9 protein-coding genes are annotated in these 20560 nt (G+C 64.1%); 8 read left to right on the top strand and 1 reads right to left on the bottom strand.

The window, feature by feature from the left end; genetic code table 11:
• Nucleotides 1–28 precede the first annotated feature (28 nt).
• The 8 genes from CLU95_RS05575 (at nt 29) to CLU95_RS05540 (ending at nt 14821) form a co-directional block, all read left to right on the top strand.
• Complete coding sequence (locus CLU95_RS05575; protein WP_099791185.1) at nt 29–6322, top strand: tandem-95 repeat protein; 6294 nt, start codon at nt 29–31, stop codon at nt 6320–6322.
• Nucleotides 6323–6380: 58 nt separating this feature from the next.
• A complete protein-coding gene (locus CLU95_RS05570; protein ID WP_099791183.1) occupies nt 6381–7715 on the top strand; it encodes a TolC family outer membrane protein in 1335 nt (444 codons plus the stop codon).
• The gene (locus CLU95_RS05565) at nt 7712–9904 is read left to right on the top strand and encodes a type I secretion system permease/ATPase (protein ID WP_099791181.1); all 2193 of its coding nucleotides are present in this window, start codon (nt 7712–7714) and stop codon (nt 9902–9904) included. The genes CLU95_RS05570 and CLU95_RS05565 overlap by 4 nt, the downstream gene beginning before the upstream one ends.
• On the top strand, nt 9901–11148 hold the full coding sequence (locus CLU95_RS05560; protein WP_099791179.1) for an HlyD family efflux transporter periplasmic adaptor subunit: 1248 nt from the start codon (nt 9901–9903) through the stop codon (nt 11146–11148). The genes CLU95_RS05565 and CLU95_RS05560 overlap by 4 nt, the downstream gene beginning before the upstream one ends.
• 66 nt (nt 11149–11214) lie before the next feature.
• Nucleotides 11215–11658, top strand: a complete 444-nt coding sequence (bamE, locus tag CLU95_RS05555) for an outer membrane protein assembly factor BamE domain-containing protein (RefSeq protein WP_099791177.1) — start codon at nt 11215–11217, stop codon at nt 11656–11658.
• Entirely contained in the window at nt 11634–12104 is a 471-nt protein-coding gene (locus CLU95_RS05550; protein ID WP_099791175.1) for a hypothetical protein, read from the top strand. The genes bamE and CLU95_RS05550 overlap by 25 nt, the downstream gene beginning before the upstream one ends.
• A 296-nt stretch (nt 12105–12400) precedes the next feature.
• Nucleotides 12401–14062, top strand: a complete 1662-nt coding sequence (locus CLU95_RS05545; RefSeq protein WP_099791173.1) for a sensor histidine kinase — start codon at nt 12401–12403, stop codon at nt 14060–14062.
• A 489-nt stretch (nt 14063–14551) separates the two neighbouring features.
• Nucleotides 14552–14821, top strand: a complete 270-nt coding sequence (locus CLU95_RS05540) for a hypothetical protein (protein ID WP_099791171.1) — start codon at nt 14552–14554, stop codon at nt 14819–14821.
• Nucleotides 14822–15192: 371 nt separating this feature from the next.
• Here the strand turns inward: CLU95_RS05540 and CLU95_RS05535 are convergent, their stop codons facing one another.
• Nucleotides 15193–20355 carry a hypothetical protein gene (locus CLU95_RS05535; RefSeq protein WP_099791169.1) on the bottom strand — a complete coding sequence of 1721 codons (5163 nt, stop codon included), beginning with the start codon at nt 20353–20355 and terminating at the stop codon, nt 15193–15195.
• Between the last annotated feature and the right edge of the window lie 205 nt (nt 20356–20560).

The raw sequence follows: 20560 nt of genomic DNA, 5'->3' as shown, positions 1-20560 counted from the left end.
GTCCGGAGTCAAGGAGCAAAGGCAAATCATGGAAGCTGTTTACAAGTCTGGTGGCGCGTCGTCCCGCAAAGCGGCGACAGCAGAGACCCCTCTGGTTCTGGATCGCCCGTCGATCGTCTCGCTGAAGATCGCGCCCGAGAGCGTGCTCAAGTTCGAGCGCCGCGGCGACGACCTCGTGCTCGTGATGCGCGACGGCCAGGAAGTCGCCGTGCGCGGCTTCTTCGCCGAGTACCCCGACGGCGGCCGCAACGACCTCGTGCTCGAAGACGGCGCCGGCGTGCAGTGGTGGGGCCAGTACACCGCGCCCTGGAAAGACTTCCACTTCACCGAGATCGAATGGAACGACGCCGGCGGCGCGCTGTTGCCCGACGGTGTCCCCGGCTGGCTGCTGGGCGCGCTCGGCGTGCTGGGCGTCGGCGCCGCCGCGAGCGGTGGTGGCGGCGGCGGCGGTGGTGGCCCGGCCTTCATCCCGCCGTTGCTCCCCCCGCAGAACCGCGGCCCCGAAGGCAAGGCCGAGCCCGTCGTCACCGAGCAGGACAAGCCCGTGCAGGGCCAGGTGCAGGCCACCGACCCCGACCGCGACACGTTGAACTACACCGTCGCCAAGGGCCCCGAGCACGGCACCGTCACCGTCGATCCGTCCACGGGCCAGTTCGTCTACACGCCCAAGCCCGGCTACGAAGGCCCCGACAGTTTCGAAGTGACCGTCAGCGACGGCAAGGGCGGCACCACCACCGTGAAGGTGCCCGTGACCGTCTCGCCCGTCAACGACGCGCCTACGGCGCCGGACTACACCGAGACCACGAACGAAGACAAGCCCGTGAGCGGTCGCGTGACCGGCAGCGACATTGATAGCGGCGACACGTTGACCTACAGCAAGGGCACTGATCCGTCGCATGGCACGGTCACGGTCAATCCCGATGGCACGTACACGTACACGCCGAACCCGGACTTCCATGGCACGGACAGCTTTACGGTGACGGTGAGTGATGGCAATGGTGGGACGACGACGAGCACGGTGACGGTGACGGTCTCACCCGTCAATGACGCACCTGTGGCACCTGACTACGCCGAGACGACGAACGAAGACACGCCGATCAACGGAAGCGTGGTCGGCACCGACGTCGATGGCGATGCGCTGACGTATGTGAAGGGCAGCGATCCGGAAAACGGCACGGTCACGGTCAATCCCGATGGCACGTACGTCTACACGCCGAACCCGAACTTCAACGGCACCGACACGTTCACCGTGACGGTGAGCGATGGCCAAGGTGGCACGACGACGAGCACGGTGACCGTGACGGTCGATCCGGTGAACGACGTGCCCACGGTGCCTGACTACAGCAAGACCACGAACGAAGACACGCCCGTCAGTGGCAAGGTGATCGGCAGCGATATCGATGGCGACACGCTGACGTACACCAAAGGCAGTGATCCCGCGCACGGCACGGTCACGGTCAACCCCGATGGCACGTACACCTACGTCCCTGGCGCCAACTTCAACGGCACCGACAGCTTCACCGTGACGGTGAGCGACGGCCACGGCGGCACGACCACCAGTACGGTGAACGTGACCGTGAACCCGGTGAACGATGCACCGACAGCGCCGAACTACACCGAGACCACGAACGAGGACACGCCGGTTAGCGGGAAGGTGATCGGCAGCGACGTTGATGGCGATGCGCTGACCTATACGAAGGGCAGTGACCCAACGCATGGCACGGTGACGGTCAACGCTGACGGCACCTACACGTACACCCCCGGTGCCAACTTCAATGGCACTGACAGCTTCACCGTGACGGTCAGCGACGGCCATGGCGGCACGACCACCAGCACGGTGAACGTGACTGTCAACCCGGTGAACGACGCGCCGACGGCGCCGAACTACACCGAGACCACGAACGAAGACACGCCCGTCAGCGGGAAGGTGATCGGCAGCGACGTCGATGGCGACGCACTGACGTACGCGAAGGGCAGCGATCCGGCGCACGGCACTGTGACGGTCAACGCTGATGGCACCTACACCTACGTCCCGGGCGCCAACTTCAATGGCACTGACAGCTTCACCGTGACGGTGAGCGACGGCCACGGCGGCACGACCACCAGCGCGGTGAACGTGACCGTCAACCCGGTGAACGACGCACCGACGGCGCCGAACTACACCGAGACCACGAACGAAGACACGCCAGTCAGCGGCAAGGTGACGGGCGTTGACCTGGACGGTGACGCTCTGACCTACACAAAGGGCAGCAATCCAGCGAACGGCACCGTCACGGTCAACCCCGATGGCACCTACACGTACACGCCGAACCCCAACTTCAACGGCACCGACACGTTCACCGTCACAGTCAGCGACGGCCACGGCGGCACGACGACGAGCTCCATCACGGTCACCGTCGATCCGGTGAACGATCTCCCCACGGTCCCGAACTACGCCGAGACCACGAACGAAGACACGCCAGTCAGCGGCAAGGTGACGGGCACTGACCTGGACGGTGACGCGCTGACCTACACGAAGGGCAGCAATCCCTCAAATGGCACCGTGGTCGTCAACCCCGACGGCACCTACACGTACACCCCGAACCCCAACTTCAACGGCGCCGACACGTTCACCGTCACGGTGAGCGATGGCCATGGCGGCACGACGACGAGCACCATCACGGTGACTGTCGATCCGGTGAACGATGCGCCCACGGTCCCGAACTACACCGAGACCACGAACGAAGACACCCCGGTCAGCGGCAAGGTGACTGGCACTGATCTGGACGGCGACGCACTGACCTATACGAAGGGCAGCGATCCAGCTCACGGCACCGTCACGGTCAATACCGACGGCACGTACACCTACACGCCGAGCGCCAACTTCAACGGCACCGACAGCTTCACCGTCACGGTCAGTGACGGTCACGGCGGCACGACGACGAGCACCGTGACGGTCACGATCGACCCCGTGAACGACGTGCCCACGGTGCCCGACTACAACGAGACGACCGACGAAGACACGCCCGTCAGCGGCCAGGTCGTCGGCACCGACGTCGACGGCGACACGCTCACGTACGTGAAGGGCAGCGACCCAGCGCACGGCACGGTCACGGTCAACCCCGACGGCACGTACACCTACGTCCCCGGCGCCAACTTCAACGGCACCGACAGCTTCACCGTCACGGTGAGTGATGGCCACGGCGGCACGACCACCAGCACCGTGAACGTGACGATCAACCCCGTCAACGACGCCCCCGTGTTCGTCGATGGCGGCGGAACACCGGTGAACACAGCGGACGGCTATGTCTTCGGCTACAACGAAAACCGCCCCGCAGGCACCGTACTCGGCACCGTCCGCGCCACCGACGTCGACAGCGCGACCGTCACCTACAGCATCCTCTCGGGCAACGACAACGGCTACTTCGCCATCGACCCGGTCACGGGCGCGATCAGCCTCACGGCTGCAGGCGCTGCGGCGTTCGTCAACGACTACGAAGCGGGCGCCAACGCGCACTCGCTGGTGGTCGGTGCGAGCGACGGCACGGTCACGACGAATATCCCCGTCACGCTCAACGAGCAGAACATCAACGACGCACCGACGGTGCCCAACTACAACAAGACGACTGACGAAGACACGCCCGTCAGCGGCCAGGTCATCGGAAGCGACGTCGATGGCGACGCACTGACCTACGCGAAGGGCAGCAACCCAGCGCACGGCACGGTCACGGTCAACGCCGACGGCACCTACACGTACACGCCCGGCGCCAACTTTAACGGCACCGACAGCTTCACCGTCACGGTGAGCGACGGCCACGGCGGCACGACCACCAGCACCGTGAACGTGACGATCAACCCCGTCAACGACGCCCCCGTGTTCGTCGATAGCGGCGGAACACCGGTGAACACAGCCGACGGCTACGTCTTCGGCTACGACGAAAACCGCCCCGCAGGCACCGTACTTGGCACCGTCCGCGCCACCGATGTGGACAGCGCGAACGTCACCTACAGCATCCTCTCGGGCAACGACAACGGCTACTTCGCCATCGATCCGGTCACGGGCGCGATCAGCCTCACGCCGGCAGGCGCTGCAGCCTTCGTCAACGACTACGAAGCAGGCGCCAACGCGCACGCGCTGGTGGTCGGCGCGAGCGACGGCACGGTCACGACGAACATCCCCGTCACGCTCAACGAGCAAAACGTCAACGAAGCACCAACGGCGCCCGACGACACCAAGACCACGAACGAAGACACGCCGGTCAGCGGCCAGATCGTCGGCAGCGACGTCGACGGCGACACGCTCACCTACGCCAAGGGCAGCAACCCGTCGAACGGCACGGTGACGGTGAACGCCAACGGCACCTACACCTACGTTCCCGGCCCCAACTTCAACGGCACCGACAGTTTCACCGTCACGGTGAGCGACGGCCACGGCGGCACGACCACCAGCACGGTGAACGTGACCGTCACTCCGGTGAACGATGCGCCGTCGGTCACGGTGAGCGCGCCCGATGCCGTCTCCGAAGGCAGCCTGCCCGGCGGCATTCCGGCTGCAGGAGAACCGCCGGTGCAATCGACCGGCACCATTTCCATCGCGGACCCGGACAGCGCGGCCAGCGATCTGGCTGTGTCGCTCAGCGGCCCCAACGGCGTCACCTCCGGCGGCCAGCCGGTGACGTGGACCTGGGACGCGGGCACGCACACCCTCACGGGCAGCGTCACCGTCGGCGGCGTCACCACCGATGTGATGACCGTGGCCGTGGGCAACGTCACCGCCACGGGCGCGGGGCAGTTCGAGGCGGGCTACACCGTCACGCTGAAGGCGCCGATCGACCACCCGGCTGGCAACGGCGAGGGCGTGTCGAACCTGCAATTCCAGGCGCATGTGACCGACGGCCAGACCGCTGCTGCGCCAGTGAGCTTCGATGTGCCCGTCAAGGACGATGCGCCGGTGCTCGTGAACGGCGAGCAGTCCGTCGACGTGGCGCCGATCAACACGAACCTGATGGTGATCCTGGACCTTTCCGGGAGCATGGGGCAGGAAACCCCGACACGCCTCAGCCGTGCGAAAGAGGCTGTCCAGAACCTGATCGACGGCTACGACCTGTACGGGGACGTGAGAGTGCAGCTCGTCACTTTCAGCAGCACCGGGGCGGCGCAGCAGGCCTGGATGACGGCGGCAGAGGCCAAGACGCTGGTGCAGAACCTGCAGGCTGGGGGCGGTACCAATTACGACGCTGCCCTGGCGCAAGCGATGAGTGGCTTCTCGGCGACCGGCAAGTTGCAGGGTGCCCAGAACGTCTCGTACTTCCTCACGGACGGCGAGCCGACCCAGGGTGACGGCAACACCGGCCAGTTGAACAACCAGAACAACAACAACTCGTCCGACAACGGTATCCAGGCAGCGGAAGAAACGCTCTGGAAGAACTTCCTCACCACCCACCAGATCAACTCGTTCGCACTGGGCCTGGGGTCCAGCCTGAACGCGGCGGCGCAAGCTTTCATCGACCCCATCGCCTACAACGGCAACACCGGCACGAACACCCACGGCCAGATCGTCACCGACACGAGCCAGCTGAACGACATGCTGCAAGGCACGATCAGCGTGCCGCCCACGGTCAGCAACCTGCTGACCGGCGGCCTCGGTGGCTCGTCGGGCTTTGGCGCCGACGGCGGCCATGTGTCCACGCTGAGCATCGACGGCACCACCTACGCCTTCGACAGCAGCGCGGGCCTGATGACGAAGACCGGCCCCGCCACCGGCAGCGACTACAGCTACAACCCGGCGACGCACCAGGTCACCATTGCCACGGCGCAGGGCGGCAAGCTGGTCGTGGACTTCGACTCGGGCGAGTTCAGCTACCAGGTGGCACCGCGCACCAGCAGCTCGCACAACTACGACGAGACCCTCAGCTACCAGGTGGTCGACCGCGACGGCGACGCGAGCAACGTGGCCACGCAGACGCTGCACGTCAATTACACGCCTGCAGCAGGGGTGGCGGCGCTCTTCACCTCGCCCGATTCGCTGGGGCTGGCCGGTGTCGACGAGGTGACGGTGTCGATCGAGCAGCAGCAGCAACAACAGCACGATGCGCCGCATTTCCCCTTCGGCGACAGCCCATGGGGAGGCATGCAGCTGTCCGACATGCTGCAGGGCTTCGGCGCTGCCGAGTCGCTGCATGCGCTGCTGCAGGCTGCGTTCCCGCCGCCCTTCGCAGCCGCGCAGGCATCGCCTTCGGTGCTGGCCCTGGCGTCGTCGGCCGACTCGCTCGCGGCCTACGCACCGCCCGTGGCCCCTTCGCTCGACGACGAGCTTCACCAGGGCCTCGCGCTTCACCACTGAGTGACCTGAGTGTCGGCGCCGTTGGTGGCGTCGGCACCTTGTTCGCAAGCCTTCACGCATGCTTCTTTCTCGTCATCTTCCGTCCGCCACTGCGGGCCTTTTCTTCCTGCTCGCCGGCACGGCGGCGCTTGCGCAAGCAAGCACCGCCACCCCGCTGGGCATGACCGAGGCCGTGCGTCTGGCCGCCACCTCGCACCCGACCGTGCGCAACGCGGTCGGGCAGGCCCTGCAGGCGGGCGAGGGCATTGCGGCCGCGCGCTCGGGCTACTACCCGCAGGTCAGCGCCGGCGTCAGCGCGCGCACGGGCAACCGCCAGCTGCAGGCCGACGGTCGCCGCCAGGTGCACCAGGCCTCGCTGTCGGTGACCCAGCTGCTGTACGACTTCGGCAAGGTGTCGAGCGCCGTGAACGAGGCCGAGGCTTCGGCCACGGCCGCGCGCGCCAAGCTGCTCGTGGCGGTCGACGACGTGGTGCGCGACACCGCGCAGGCATGGATCGAAGTGCATCGCCAGCAGGCGCTCGGCGAGATTGCGCAGGCCCAGGTGAAGGGCGTGCAGTCGCTGGCCGGCCTCGTGAGCGAGCGCCAGGCCAAGGGCGCCACCAGCCAGTCCGACGTGGCGCAGGCGCAGTCGCGCCTGGAGGCCGCGCGCGCCCAGCAACTCAACACCGCGTCGCAGGCCGAGCGCTGGCGCCTCAATCTCATGCATCTGACCCAGGGCCGGATGCCGGCCGACATTGCCGGCGAAGCGTCGGCGCCGCTCGCGAGCGCCTGCGCCGCGCACCCGCAGACGGCCTTGCCCGCACCGACCGTGCAGATGGCACAGGCCGAGCGCGACATGGCACAGGCCGCGCTGCGCGGTGCCGATGCGCAACTGCTGCCCACGCTGTCGCTCAACGCCGGCGTCAACCGGGGGCTCGAATCGGGCGCGCGGCTTGCCGGCCAGCCTGCCACCGAAAGCACGCTCACCGTCAACTTCTCTGCGCCGCTGTACGAAGGCGGGCGCAGCCAGGCCCGCCAGCGCGCCGCCGTGCACGCCGTCGAAGCGGCCGAGGCCGCGCTGGGCTATGCACAGCTCAGCGTGCGGCAGCGGCTCGAAGACGCGCGCGTGCAATCGCAAGGCCACGCGCAGCGCCTGCCCGTACTCGCCGCGCGCGTGCACAGCACCCAGCGCACGCGCGACCTGTACCGCGAGCAGTACCTGCAGCTGGGCACGCGCTCGCTGCTCGACCTGCTCAATGCCGAGCAAGAGTTCCACGGCGCGCGCTTCGAGCAGGCCGAGAGTGCGCACGAAGTGCAGCGGCTCGCGGTCGAGTGCCTGTACCAGTCGGGCCGTCTGCGCGAGGCCTTCGGGCTGGTCGATGCGGGCGACCTCGTCGCCGGAGGCCAGCCATGACCGCCACTACCATGCCCGAGCTTTCTGCCGCGCGCGGCCCCGAACTGCTGAGCGGCTGGGTCGATGCCTTGCTCGCCGTGGCCGCCCACTACCACCTCGACACCTCGCGCGAGCGCATCCGCGGCGCTGCCGCATGGAGCGACCACGAAGACATCGGCGAGCGCGTGCGACAGATGGCCCGCCAGGCCGGGCTCACCGTGCGCCAGGTCGCGCCGCGCCTGGACACCCTGAGCCCCTGGCGCCTGCCCGTGGTGCTGCAACTGCGCGACGGGCAGGTGGCCGTGGTCACCGCCATCTCGGCGCAGGGCCTGCGCGTGATGCTCGGTGGCGACCAGGGCGCAGAAACCGTCTGCACGATCGACGAGCTGCAACCCGCGCTCGAAACCATGGCCGTGCTGCGGCCCGCGCAATCGGCACCCGACTCGCGCGTCGATGCCTACATCCGCCCCGTCGAGCCGCACTGGCTGCGCCAGATCGTGCTGGCCGACTGGCGGCCCTACGCGCACATCCTTGTCGCGTCGCTCGCCTACAACCTGATGGCGCTGGCCGGCACCTTGTTCTCGATGCAGGTGTACGACCGCGTCGTGCCCGCGCAGTCGCTGCCCACGCTGCATGTGCTGTTCGGCGGCGTGCTGCTGTCCATCGCGTTCAGCTGGGTCATGCGCGGTGCGCGCATGCGCATCACCGACGTGGTGGGCAAGCGTGCCGATCTGCGCATTTCTGACCGCGTGTTCGGCCACGCGCTGCGCGTGCGCGGCTCGGCACGCCCGCGCGCCACCGGCACCTTCATCTCGCAGCTGCGCGAGCTGGAGCCCGTGCGCGAAATGCTCACGTCGACCACCGTGGCGGCCGTGGCCGACCTGCCGTTCTTCTTCGTGTTCTGCGTGCTCTTCTGGTTCATTGCCGGCTGGCTCGTGCTCGTGCCGCTGGCCGCGTGCGTGCTGCTGCTCGTGCCCAGCCTGCTGGCGCAGCCGCGCCTGCGCGCGCTGGCCCAGGCGGGCATGCGCGAATCGTCGCTGCGCAACGCCATGCTGGTCGAGGCCGTGCAGGGCATCGACGACATCAAGGTGCTGCAGGCCGAGCCGCGGTTCCAGAACCAGTGGAACCACTACAACGCCGTCAACGCCGACTCGGGCCTGCAACTGCGCGCGCTGCTCAACACCCTGAGCAACTGGACGCAGACCGTGCAGGGCGGCGCCTTTGCCTTTGTCGTGTTCTTCGGCGCGCCGCTGGTGATGGACGGCCACATGAGCACCGGCGTGCTCGTGGCTGCATCGATCTTGTCGACCCGCATGCTCGCGCCACTGGCCGGCGTGACGCAGGTGCTCAACCGCTGGCAGCAGGCCAAGGTGGCCGGCGAGTCGCTCGACCAGCTCATGAAGCTCCCGGTCGATCACCCGCCCCACGAGACGCGCGTGCACCGGCCCGCCGTGCAAGGCGACTACACGCTGCGCGACGCCGTCTTCAGCCACGACGGCCAGACCACCGCGCTGCACGTGAAGGCGCTGCACATCGGCGCCGGCGAACGCATTGCCGTGCTCGGGCGCAACGGCGCGGGCAAGTCGACGCTGCTGCAGGCGCTGTCGGGCCTCCTCGAACCGCGTGCGGGCAGCGTGCTGCTCGACGGCGTGTCGATGGCGCACATCGACCCCGCCGACGTGCGCCGCGACGTCGGGCTGCTCGCGCAAGACGCGCGCCTGTTCCACGGCACCCTGCGCGAGAACCTGCAGATGGGCACGCCCCACGCCACCGACGCCGAACTGATCACCGCCCTGCAAGCCACCGGCGCCTGGGCCTTCGTGCGCCGCCTGCCCACCGGGCTGGACCATCCGCTGCTGGAAGGCGGGCGCGGCCTCTCGGGCGGACAGCGTCAGAGCCTGCTGCTCGCGCGGCTCATGCTGCGCCGCCCCTGCGTGCTGCTGCTCGACGAGCCCACCGCTTCGCTCGACGAAGTGGCCGAACGCGAAGTGATCGAACACCTGCGCGCGCTGTCCGCAGGCCGCACGCTGGTGCTGGCCACGCACCGTCCGGCCGTGCTCGAAGCGGTCGACCGCATCCTCGTGGTGGACGGCGGCACCGTCGTGCTCGACGGGCCGCGCGAGCAGGTGATGGCGCGGCTGCGCCAGGGCGCGGCGGCATCGCGCGAGACCACCGCCCCCGCAGGCCGTGGCAAGGAGACGCAGGCATGAACGCCGTGACATTGACCAAGGCACAAGCGCAGGCACCGGTGCAGGCACCCGCCGTATCCACCGCCACCGTGTGGGGCCCCGGCGGCGCCGACGACTTCGACGAAGCCCGCGCCAGCGGCTCCGCGCGCGTCGTGTGGTTCGTCGCGCTCTTTCTGCTCGTGTTCTTCGTGTGGGCCTGGTGCTTCGAGATCGACGAAGTGTCCAGCGGCATGGGCAAGGTGATTCCCAGCTCGCGCGAGCAGCGCATCCAGTCGCTCGAAGGCGGCATCCTCGCCGAGCTGCGCGTGCACGAAGGCCAGATCGTCGAGAAGGGCCAGGTGCTCGCGCAGCTCGACCCGACACGCGGCGAATCGAGCGTGGAAGAAACCGCCGCGCGCTACCGCGCCGCACTGGCCAGCAGCGTGCGCCTGCGCGCCGAGGTCGAAGGGCGCAGCAGCCTGCAGTTCCCCGCCGAGCTGAAGGCGCACGCGCAGCTGGTCGACTCCGAAAGCGCGTTCTTCCGCTCGCGGCAGGGCAGCCTGCGCGACACCACGGCCGGCCTGGGCCAGGCGCTTTCGCTCGTGCGCAAAGAGCTCGACATCACGCGTTCGCTGCAGGTGAGCGGCGCGGCCAGCAATGTCGAACTCATCCGCCTGCAACGCCAGGCCGCCGACCTGGAGCTGAAGATTTCCGAGGCGCGATCGAACTACATGGTGCGCAGCCGCGAAGAACTCGCCAAGGCCGATGCCGAGGTGAAGTCTTTGTCGTCCGTGGTGCGCGGGCGCGCCGACTCGCTCGAGCGGCTCACCTTGAACTCGCCCGTGCGCGGCATCGTCAAGAGCTTGCAGGTCACCACCATCGGCGGCGTCGTGCCGCCCAACGGCTCGCTCCTGACCCTCGTGCCGCTGGACGACCAGTTGTTGGTCGAGGCGCGCATCTCGCCGCGCGACATCGCCTTCATGCGGCCCGGGCAGGAGGCGCAGATCAAGATCACCGCCTACGACTACGCCGTGTACGGCGGCCTCAAGGGCCGCGTCGTGACCATCGCGCCCGATACCCAGCGCGACGAGGTCAAGCCCGAGATCGTGTACTACCCCGTGCTCGTGCGCACCGACTCCGACGCACTCACCGACAAGGCCGGCCGCCGCATGCCCATCGTGCCCGGCATGGTGACCACCGCCGACATCCGCACCGGCCGCAAGACCGTGTGGGACTACCTGACCAAGCCGCTGAACAAGGCGCGCGAAGCCATGCGCGAGCGCTGACCCGCGCGCGCTCATCTTTCCCCACAAGCCCATCCGACACCCATCTGACCCAAGAGGACGCTAGCCATGACCAAGACCCCGCACGCATCACCCGCCGTTGCCACCTTCGTGCTCGCCGCCGCGCTGCTCGGCGCCGCCACCACCGCCGTGGCCCGCGACAACCCCGTCGACCCCGTCAGCAACCCCGACAAGCTGGACTACCGCGACGTCGAGGCGCGCCGCCCCGACTTCAAGGAACCCTTTCTGCGCGACGGCGTCGTGTCGCGGCCCGAGCGCTTTCGCGAGATCAAGCCCGGCCTCAACCAGGCCCAGGTGCTCGCCGTGCTCGGCCAAGCGCTGAAGCAGCAGCGCGGTGCGCTCGGCACCGAGTGGGACTACCACTTCAAGTTCCAGATGCCCCAGTCGGCCAACTACCTCGTGTGCCAGTACAAGGTCGTGTTCGACGACAGCCAGGCCGTGCGCAGCGCCGTGTGGCGCCGCCGCCAATGCCTGGACCTGTTGCCGCGCTGAGCCCCATCGGCAACAGCAGCAGCAACAACAACAGCAACATTGGTCAGCAGCAGCCCATGCTTCGCGACGCCACGCGCACGCCCCGTCCCTACGAGGCCTTCGTGTACGGCAACTCCGCCGACGAGCCGACGCGGTTGGCCGAGCGTTGCCTGGAGGTGATCGAGGGCACGCTGAAGAGCGTCGACCGCGTCGTGGCCTGCCTGCGCGCCGCCGAGCTGGAACACGGCATCGGCATCCCGGCCATGACGCGCGCGCAGATCACCGACGCCGCCGAATGGCACCGCGCCAAACTGCAGGGCCTGCTGGCCGTGAAGCTGCAGCTCACCAACCGCGGCGGCGACATTCATCTGGTGGACGACCTGCACCTGGTCGTGCGGCTCAAGTCGCGCCTCACCGCGCCCGGCGGCTTTCTGCCGGGCCTGTACCACCGCATGCCCCATGGCTGACGTGGACGACGCGGCCGTCGCGGTGGATGCGGCCCGCTGCAGGGGGCTGTGTCTTCTTCTTGCGTTGAACGACGACGACGCCCGCACGGCCGCCTCGGGAGGCGCGCCGTGATCCGCCGCACGAAGCGCTTTCGCAGAAACCTTTACCGATTGAGCAGCATCGCGCTGTGGCTGTTCCTCGGTCTCGTCGCTGCCCTGGCGATTGGCGTGCTGATGGGCTGAAGTACCGATCATGCTGGCTATCTGGCCAGGCTGAGTCCCTCATATGAACGACTAGCCGATCGGAAAAGAAAAAAATGAACTTGAGTCTGGGAACCGCGGCCTTCTTCACTGCGCTGTTGGAAGCTGTCCTTGCCGCCGGCATGTGGGCGTTGTGGGCGAGGGGAAGAGCCCGCTATCTCATTCATTGGGGCTTCGGATTCTTCGTCTTCGGCGTCGGCGCTTTGCTGCTCACGCTGCGGGGAAGAATCCCGGATTTCTTCTCGATCCTTGTCGGGAATCTCTGCACAACACTGAGCTCGGTCCTGCTCTACGCAGGTATCTGCGTGTTCTTCGATCGACGCCGGGCGTGGCTGCCGTGGATGGTCGGAATATTGATCTTGGAGACCGCACTGCTGGCTTACTACTCCTACGTTACATACGACACCTCGGCACGTGTGTACGCGTATGGAGCGGCCCAGGTACTGATCGCCCTGATGACGCTTCAGACACTGTTCACAGTGAATCGTGGACGAGGAGAGCGCTTCAAGCCGGAAGTCGCCGCTGTAGCTTTGGTGGCATTGGCGGCACTGGTGGCTCACAGCACACGCTTGGTCGGTACGCCATTTTTTCCTGTGCCGCAAGATTTTCTCGCAGCAGGGGATTTCCAGGTCTTGTTTGCCTTCGGTCTTCAGTTGATTCACGTTGGGTATGCCATTGCGTTCGGCAACATGCACGCGTCCGCGTTGCATGAAGAACTGCGAAAGGCACTCGCGGACGCCGAGGCAAAGGGCCGACAGAAAGTTGAAATTTTGGGCTACGTCAGCCATGACTTGCGCGCACCGCTTGCGACGATCAGCGGCTACTCCTCGCTCTTGCTCGCCAACGCGAACCAAGGGCAACGCAAGCATCTGCTAGCCATCCAGCGCGGCGTCAAATATCAACTCAACCTGATTGACGAACTGCTGGGATATGCCAAGGCCGAACTGCAACCTTTGGCTATTCAACCTGTCACTGCCGACCTGCCGCTCCTGCTGGACAACATCTCCGAATACGGAGTCGCCCTGTGTTCACAACAGAACAACGGCTTCCGCTATCAGCCCTCAACTCAAATTCCCCAACGGATCAACATAGACGGGAAGCGCTTGCAGCAGGTGCTGTTGAATCTGTTGTCCAACGCCGCCAAGTTCACGCGCGATGGTCTGGTGACTCTCTCGGTCACGGCCCGGAAAGAGGGGGCAACCTGTGCCTTGAATTTCGCTGTCAGTGACACAGGCATTGGCGTCGACCTGAACCAGAATGCCGATATTTTTTCCGCGTTCCAGCAAGTACAAGCCGCAAGTGGCAGCAGCGGGCTGGGCCTGTTCATCGTGCGGCGCATTGTCGAGGCCATGGGTGGGTCTCTGAGCGTGACCAGTGTCTACGGCGAAGGTGCTACGTTTTCTTTCGTGCTCTCGGTTCCTGCCGACGAAGCTGACGCAGATTGGGTCGTCGTCGAGCAGCGGGAGATAGAACCCGTTGGGTCTTCATCGATGCCCGCTATGCCCCGAAATCTCATGCCGGAGGATCGAGCTCTGGACGAGCTCGCAGGCCTGGCGCTCCAGGGACGCTTCACCGATATTGAGCATTGGGTTGCCCACCATGCCGATCAAGTCGCCCATGCTGCGTTCATTGCCCGGCTTCTTGACTTGCTGGAGCGGTTGGACTTCCGCGGGATTCACGGGTTGGCGTTGAGTGGCAGAAGTGATCCGAATACATGAATCAGACATGCGCCTCCATGACTCGCCGGAGCATGTGCCGAAGGTGCTCTGTCTGAGGCGCAAGCCGAGACCTAGGGCGGCGCCCATATAAGGCCCTCCTTGGCGGTCGGCCCCGAGCCGAACCTCGCTTCGCCTCGTCTCCGGTGAAGCCCAAAAACCGGCGCACCTCAGATATCTCGTCGATTCGAGGAATCCTCGACGAATTCTTTTCTCTTGCGCGGCTTCGCTTCTCTACAGTGAATGCCCCCGCGACAAGACGGCCCGCTGTAGCGGCCGACGAACCCCGTGAAAGGAAACGCCTTCTCCCATGCATCCATTGATCGATTGACGAGCGAGTGAATGAACCGCCTTGCCTCACGGCGGGTGTCGATGCCTCTTTGTGAAGCAGAGACACGAATGTGAGGCACAAAAGGCGACGGCCAGGGTGCGTGAACACCCTGACCGTCTAACCACATGACGTGCACTAACTTTCGAAAGCGAGCACACCAAATGGCTGAGCAAATTATCGCTGGGCATTCAACGCCCAAATCTTCCCGCCGCAAGAGCGGCGCGGCCTCTGTCACTCCCACGGGCGAAGACGCCCGAGACCTCCTCGAAATCAAACTGGCCCAGCTGAACTCCCTGCTGTGGTGCTGCTACGGCGACGGCAACGGATGGTTCGAGGAAGCCGGAGAGAAACACCGGGATCACATGCTGTGGATCGCGGCGGATCTGGCGAGGGAGGCGGAGAGGTTGTTGGGGGAGAGTGGGAGGGGGTAGGGGATTGCTGGTCCGCCGCCGTGTCTTTGTGACCGGCGGCGGTTCATTTTCTTATCTCCAGCAATATGGCAAAGGGCTGGTGTCGTCGGCTTCCCGATCAGGGGTTGACCGCTTTGCAGAGGTTGCGGTCGGTGGCCCTCAGAGATAGAGCTTGCGGTCTCAGCTCCAAACCGGTCATTCAGGCGAAAGTATCGTCGCCGCACCGATGACGGGTTCTAGATGCGTACCTGAAATCGGCGGCGCGCCGAAGTGCGGTTGCTTCGTGAACGTCCGCTGTGTTGAGGCGCGAACTGGTGCTGTCGCCCCATCGCAGTACTTCGGATTGCCGCAAGGCAACACAGGAGTACGTCACATCCGAGCCTCATTCCGAGCTAAGCAAGCTTGACTCGCCGGAAGACCTCGCTCGTCTGAATCGCAGCAGCACGTCTGTCACCCATATCGACGAGGCTATCGAGCGCTCGCAATAATTTTCGTGCGATGGGTTCGGGAAGCTCTACGCCTCGCTCTGAGAAACGCTGGATGAGACTCGCGACCCGCGGCGGCACGAGCGCGCTATTCCAGCCAGTCGGCGCGGCTGTGCTATGCAGAACCAGCTCCAGGTGCTCAACAAAAGATTCAATCGGGTAGTGTTCGAACGCGCGCTCGCACAAGGTTGCCCAGATCGCAGCCAATGTTGCATCGCTTCCATGCGCGCGAAGAAGAGGAGCGACCAGATCAAGAACCTGACCCAGTTCTTGCCAGTTACCGTTGGCGAACCGCGCGGTTCTAGGAAGGTCTCCCCACTTAATAAAAAACACGGATCGGAGGATTCTTTCAAGTTCGTTATTTCTCATTCCTTCATCACGCCAAGAACTTCTTTTCCATGCGGAATGGCTCGTAACTCTGGGCATCAAGGCAGCAAGCAACTCGAGGACTTTTGCGGGGAGATCCGGTGCATCCACAATGTTTGCCACCAAAGGCGATGCGAATGGATCAGCAAACGAAACGAAGGTCTCGTCGTCCAAGGAAAGAATCGGATTCACGAAGCGCCGAAGGGCCTCGGTCGGCTCCAACCGGGCACTGACCAGAGCGAGGAAAGAAAAGAGCGTGATGCGCCACTGATACAACTCCGTGGGCTTTTCATCACGAGGTCTCTTTCCGGGGCGGTCTCGAGTCGAAGGCGGATTGAACCGATCGATAGTCCATCGTTCAAGGCCTTCGAGCCAATCCAGAACAAACCGGAACCGGTGTTCGTCATTCACCACGGCTTCCAAGGGAATCGCTGCTATCACTCGCGACAGATGACGCCAGTCGAGATCACGCTCGGCCGGTCGCCATTTCGCAGGTTGGCCGCCTTCCTCAGCGACGTCTGAGCCGCTTGGCTCGACCTGATCCCATGCATCGGGGACCGCCGGCAGGGCAACTGGAGGTGCGTCGAGCTCCGCGATTTCATCCAAGGCCCAACGCACGCTCGCGTTGATGCGATCTTGCTCGTGCTGAAGGCGATCCTTCTTGACCACCATGTACTGCGAACGTTCAAGGATCGACAGGGATATCCCAAGTCGAAGTCCCAGCCATGCAGCATCGGGCGCAGCATCCCAGAGTCCGATTAGACCCTGCATCGCTACCCCTTCGATCTGAGTATATGGGTGGCTAAATAGCTGCAGCAGCGCCTCTAGCGCGTCATGACGAGAGCGATCCGCTCGCAAAATGCCGGCGAGCCCTTGGGTTGCGAACAACACCGGATGAAATACCAACTGTGAGTCTCGGTACGTGTAATTGCTCCCCACTTCCGCAGTCCGCCAAGCGCGAAAGCACACATTCGAGGCCCACTCGCGCGTGTCCACATCGATGGAGGTTGGAAGCGAAAGAATGACCGCTGCGACGCCTGCGACCAGCGACTGTCGCGAGTGCTCAGAGCTGATGTGGTCGTACCCTTGGCTGAACAGATCGGCCGCGTCTAGCTGTCTAGCCGTATTGAGTGCATTTATAAACTCTGCTTCATCATCTATGACGCCTGCCTCCAAGGTCTTCTCTGCCCATTGATTCACTCTCATGTGCAAGACCATGGTGGCCTGACGCTCGTTGATGGCATCAATGTCCGGCCCGACTGCCTTTGGGTTATTCAGGGAGATCAGCGCTCCCTTGCCATCGTCCGTTGTCTTCGCCTCGTAGTTCTCGGCCTTTCCGACCTCAGCCCAGATTTCAGCCGTTCTTCGCAGACTTGATATGAGACTTGCATTCTTCGTTTCGTCGACGTAGTCGAAAGGAAGGGCATGCGGAAAATCCGCGATCTCCTTCGAGGCCTGTTGTGCGAATTCCCCACCCTGCAGAACGGCCAAAGAGGCGAGCCATCGCAACTCGACCTTTCGCGCGCGCCTCTTGCCTGTCTCATGCGCTGCCTGCGTGTGCCTTTCATCAGCCGAATTAAAACTTCCGGCGCCTAGTAGGAAACCGTTTTCGGAGACCATCCTCTTGATGTCCCACTTCCAAAGTCGCTGGCTAGTAATTAGCGGCAAAGTGGTCGCGGACACATGGTTCTTCTCGAGAGCGATGGAAACCGCAATGCCTAGGGCAGCGACGGAGTGATGACCATCCAGCACCAGGGCAATAACCTCGTCAACTGAAGTGCCTGCATCTACGTGCTCGAACGCCCAAGACTCGAGCGCCATCAACGCGGAGTCCGCTAAGTAGGAGCCATGAGCGCCCCTGAACCATTGATAGACTTGGCCATCGCCCCAAAACTCTTGCTCTCCCCAGGGAAAGATCAGCTTCAGAGACAGTGGTTTTCGAGGGCCTTGTCGATCGAATTCGCAGAGCTGTTGCCAAGCTTCAATAGCGCGATTCGCCAACGATCGCACTAAGCGCCGTCCTTCACCCGGGGCGGCCTTAAAGACTGACGGAAATGGCTCACGAGATGGGGCTGGCGGCAAGTAAGCTTGATGGTCATCAAGGCCCAGGTCGTGCCAGGCCTGGGTGTCCGGACCGCTGTAAAACTCGTGTCGCTTCTCTTCCTTCGGCAGATCGTTTTTCGTGGTCACAATGATGAAATCGACGAGTTCCTTAGGACACGATGCGCCTAGCCTCGGGCTAAACGTCAAGATTCCCTCGAAAGCCCCTTGTGGAAGATGCTCCAGCGCCAGTAGATGTCTCATGTAGGCCTTCGCTACCTCTGGATAGGCCGGGGAAGCAATCAATATCAACGATCGAAGCCGCTCGGATAGCGAAGATGGTGGTCTTGGTGCCTTCGTTAGATCCGCTTCGCCTCGGAGTCGTCGCCAGTCCTCTTCTCCCGCATCAATCTGAACAGTCCACTTGGCGACGATGTCGACAATGCTCTTCGAGACCTTATTCCTGAAGTCCCGCCCCAGGTTCTGCCACACCTCGAATACTGTCAAGACGTTGCCCCAGTATTTGGGGTCAAGGCTCTCAACGCATGTCAAGAGCCAGTTGCAGAGTCTTCGCCAAGTGTCGACGTCTGACGGCCAAGCCATGGCATCGGCGTATCGGAGGCGCTGTTCCGGACTCAACTGTGGAAACTGAGCCGCATCGAGAAAGTTCGGATTGGCCTTGCTTTTCTCTGCCTGGAACCAGACAGAGAGCTTCGAGACGCGCCTGCCGCCGTCGACTAGCATGGCTGCCTCGTAGGTAGCCTGAACTGAGGTGAACTGAGGTAGGCCCAGTGGCCCTGTCATCCACGCACGGAGCCACTGAGTCCGAGCCCCACTGACCTCCTCGAGCCGCTCAAGTTGCTTCGCCCAATCATCCCCGTCCTTGATCTCGGATTGCGAGAGCAGTTCGACGACTCGGCCAAGTGCTGGCGGCTCCCCTGCTTCCTGAACCGTAGTCAGCCAATCCTCACCGTTTGAGATGAGGAGCTGCAAGAACGCCCATTCAAAAAAGATGTCGTGCGCGAATCGCCAGGTCTGGCCAGCTCGTAATGGCCGTACCACCCCATCTATTTGCAGCTCATGCAGTGCCCGAGCATCAACATCTAGAGCAGGGATCTTGCGCCCCAATGCAAATGCACCTTTGCGAGCGAGTTGCACCAGTGCCTGTCGCCTGCGACCGGCCGCCGCGGCTTCTGCACTGTACCCACCGCGTTCCCACCAAGCGCTTGCTAGCTCGATTTCAGACATCGGCACACTATCGCCATCGGTGTGCCCAGCGCTTAGGACGGCGGCGAAGAACGGCCGCCTGACGATGGCTCGCACGTCGGGTGACCCGAAAAGCATCGGTCGTAGCGAGGGGCGGGCATTCGCCAAGGCTTCGGATTCTTCCTCGCTAAACTCCCCGACGGAGAGAGTGGCTGCACCCTTCCTAAGTAGTTCTGGAGGTAGCCAAGTTCTCAACGGCTCAATGCCGTTGTCCCGCAACGCGGCCACGATCTTCCAGCCCTTGAGTAGTGGTGACTGAAGGATGACCTTCAGAAGATCGGTGAGGATGCCTCGATTTTCGATTTCAATTCGATCTAGCCCGTCGACGAAAAGCGTCGGAACCCCCAACGCCTCGATTTCAACAAGCAGGTCCTCGATGGAGGACGGTGCAATCCCGTTCGCGGCGAGGTACTGCGTCCAAGTTCCTCCCGCAAGGCGATCGGCTTTCAAGAAAAGCGTCGTCCCTTGGGTGATCGCCCGTTCTACTAGCGCTCGAAGGACTGCTGATTTGCCGGTGCCGGGCATACCGGTAAGTTGAACGAACAGATGTGCACCAATCGCCGTAGTCGCTTCAGCCACCAGATGCGCACGTGCGACCCCAAAGCCATCTACTTGGTTGCCGATTTCGGCCACTCCACGGACAGACTCCTCCCGAATAAACGCGAGCGTGCTCTGTAGAACTGCTGAGCCAGAGAGTCTGAATGACCCATTGAGCCTGCTAACGAGCGTCTTGCGATCAAACACGCCCGCTCCACCCTCGCTCGCCCTGACGAGGGTGAGAAGTCGTTGCCAGAGGTCATCAGCTCGTGCGCGGTCCTGCGGTTGCAATACGTTTGCCAGCGATGCGACGGCGCTAGCCTGGGTCGCAGAGCCCTCATGGAGCATGTCCACTCGCATTAATACGAAGTGAGCGAGAAGCTTGTGCGTTGCTGCATCAAGGTCAGATATTTCGGCGATGCCAGATAGGATGTTCTTGACAGCGGCGTACTGACCAGTTTTCGCCCCTCCGACTCCCTCCGTGTTCAATTTGGTCGCAAGACTGGCAGGGACTGGATCCATCCGCGCCCACTCGCAGAGTGTCTCGAAGTCACGTCTGGCGCCTTCGGCAATCTCGTCCGTGATAGCGCCGACGCGGTCTATCGTGGCTTGAAAACCATTCGAGACCACAGTGGCATACGCACGGATGATTGTTTCGCGGAAGTCCGAGTTCGTCCTGGCATCGCTGATTCGCAGACTGCGCTTGACCTGGAGACTCAAGCGCATGCCGACGCTATCCTGCCCCTCCGCTTCAACGATCACATCGTCAAGGGGCTGGCCCACTGCCCCCTGTTGAATCGATACCTTCTTGACTATGCGGCCGGGCACCCCTTGAGCTGTCGCCTCGGCCAACAACGCCACGACGTAGGACGCTGCGACTCCGTCTTCGTAGGTGAATCCAGCGCCCCCAGTGAGTTCGGGGCTTGCCGCGGATGGCAGTAGCTCTCCCAACGGCTTGGGCTCGTCGGGCTTCTGTGCAGGAGAGGGCGTAGGAGCGGCGGAAGTCATCCTGGGAGGATAGCGCCGCTCGGTGAGTCCCTACCCTGGAACCGCTTGCGTCGACACC

The organism is Variovorax sp. 54, assembly GCF_002754375.1.
In the GTDB taxonomy this organism is placed as follows: domain Bacteria; phylum Pseudomonadota; class Gammaproteobacteria; order Burkholderiales; family Burkholderiaceae_C; genus Variovorax.
Note: the sequence above shows the minus strand (reverse complement) of the source record. Positions and strands in the feature narration are given on the sequence as shown.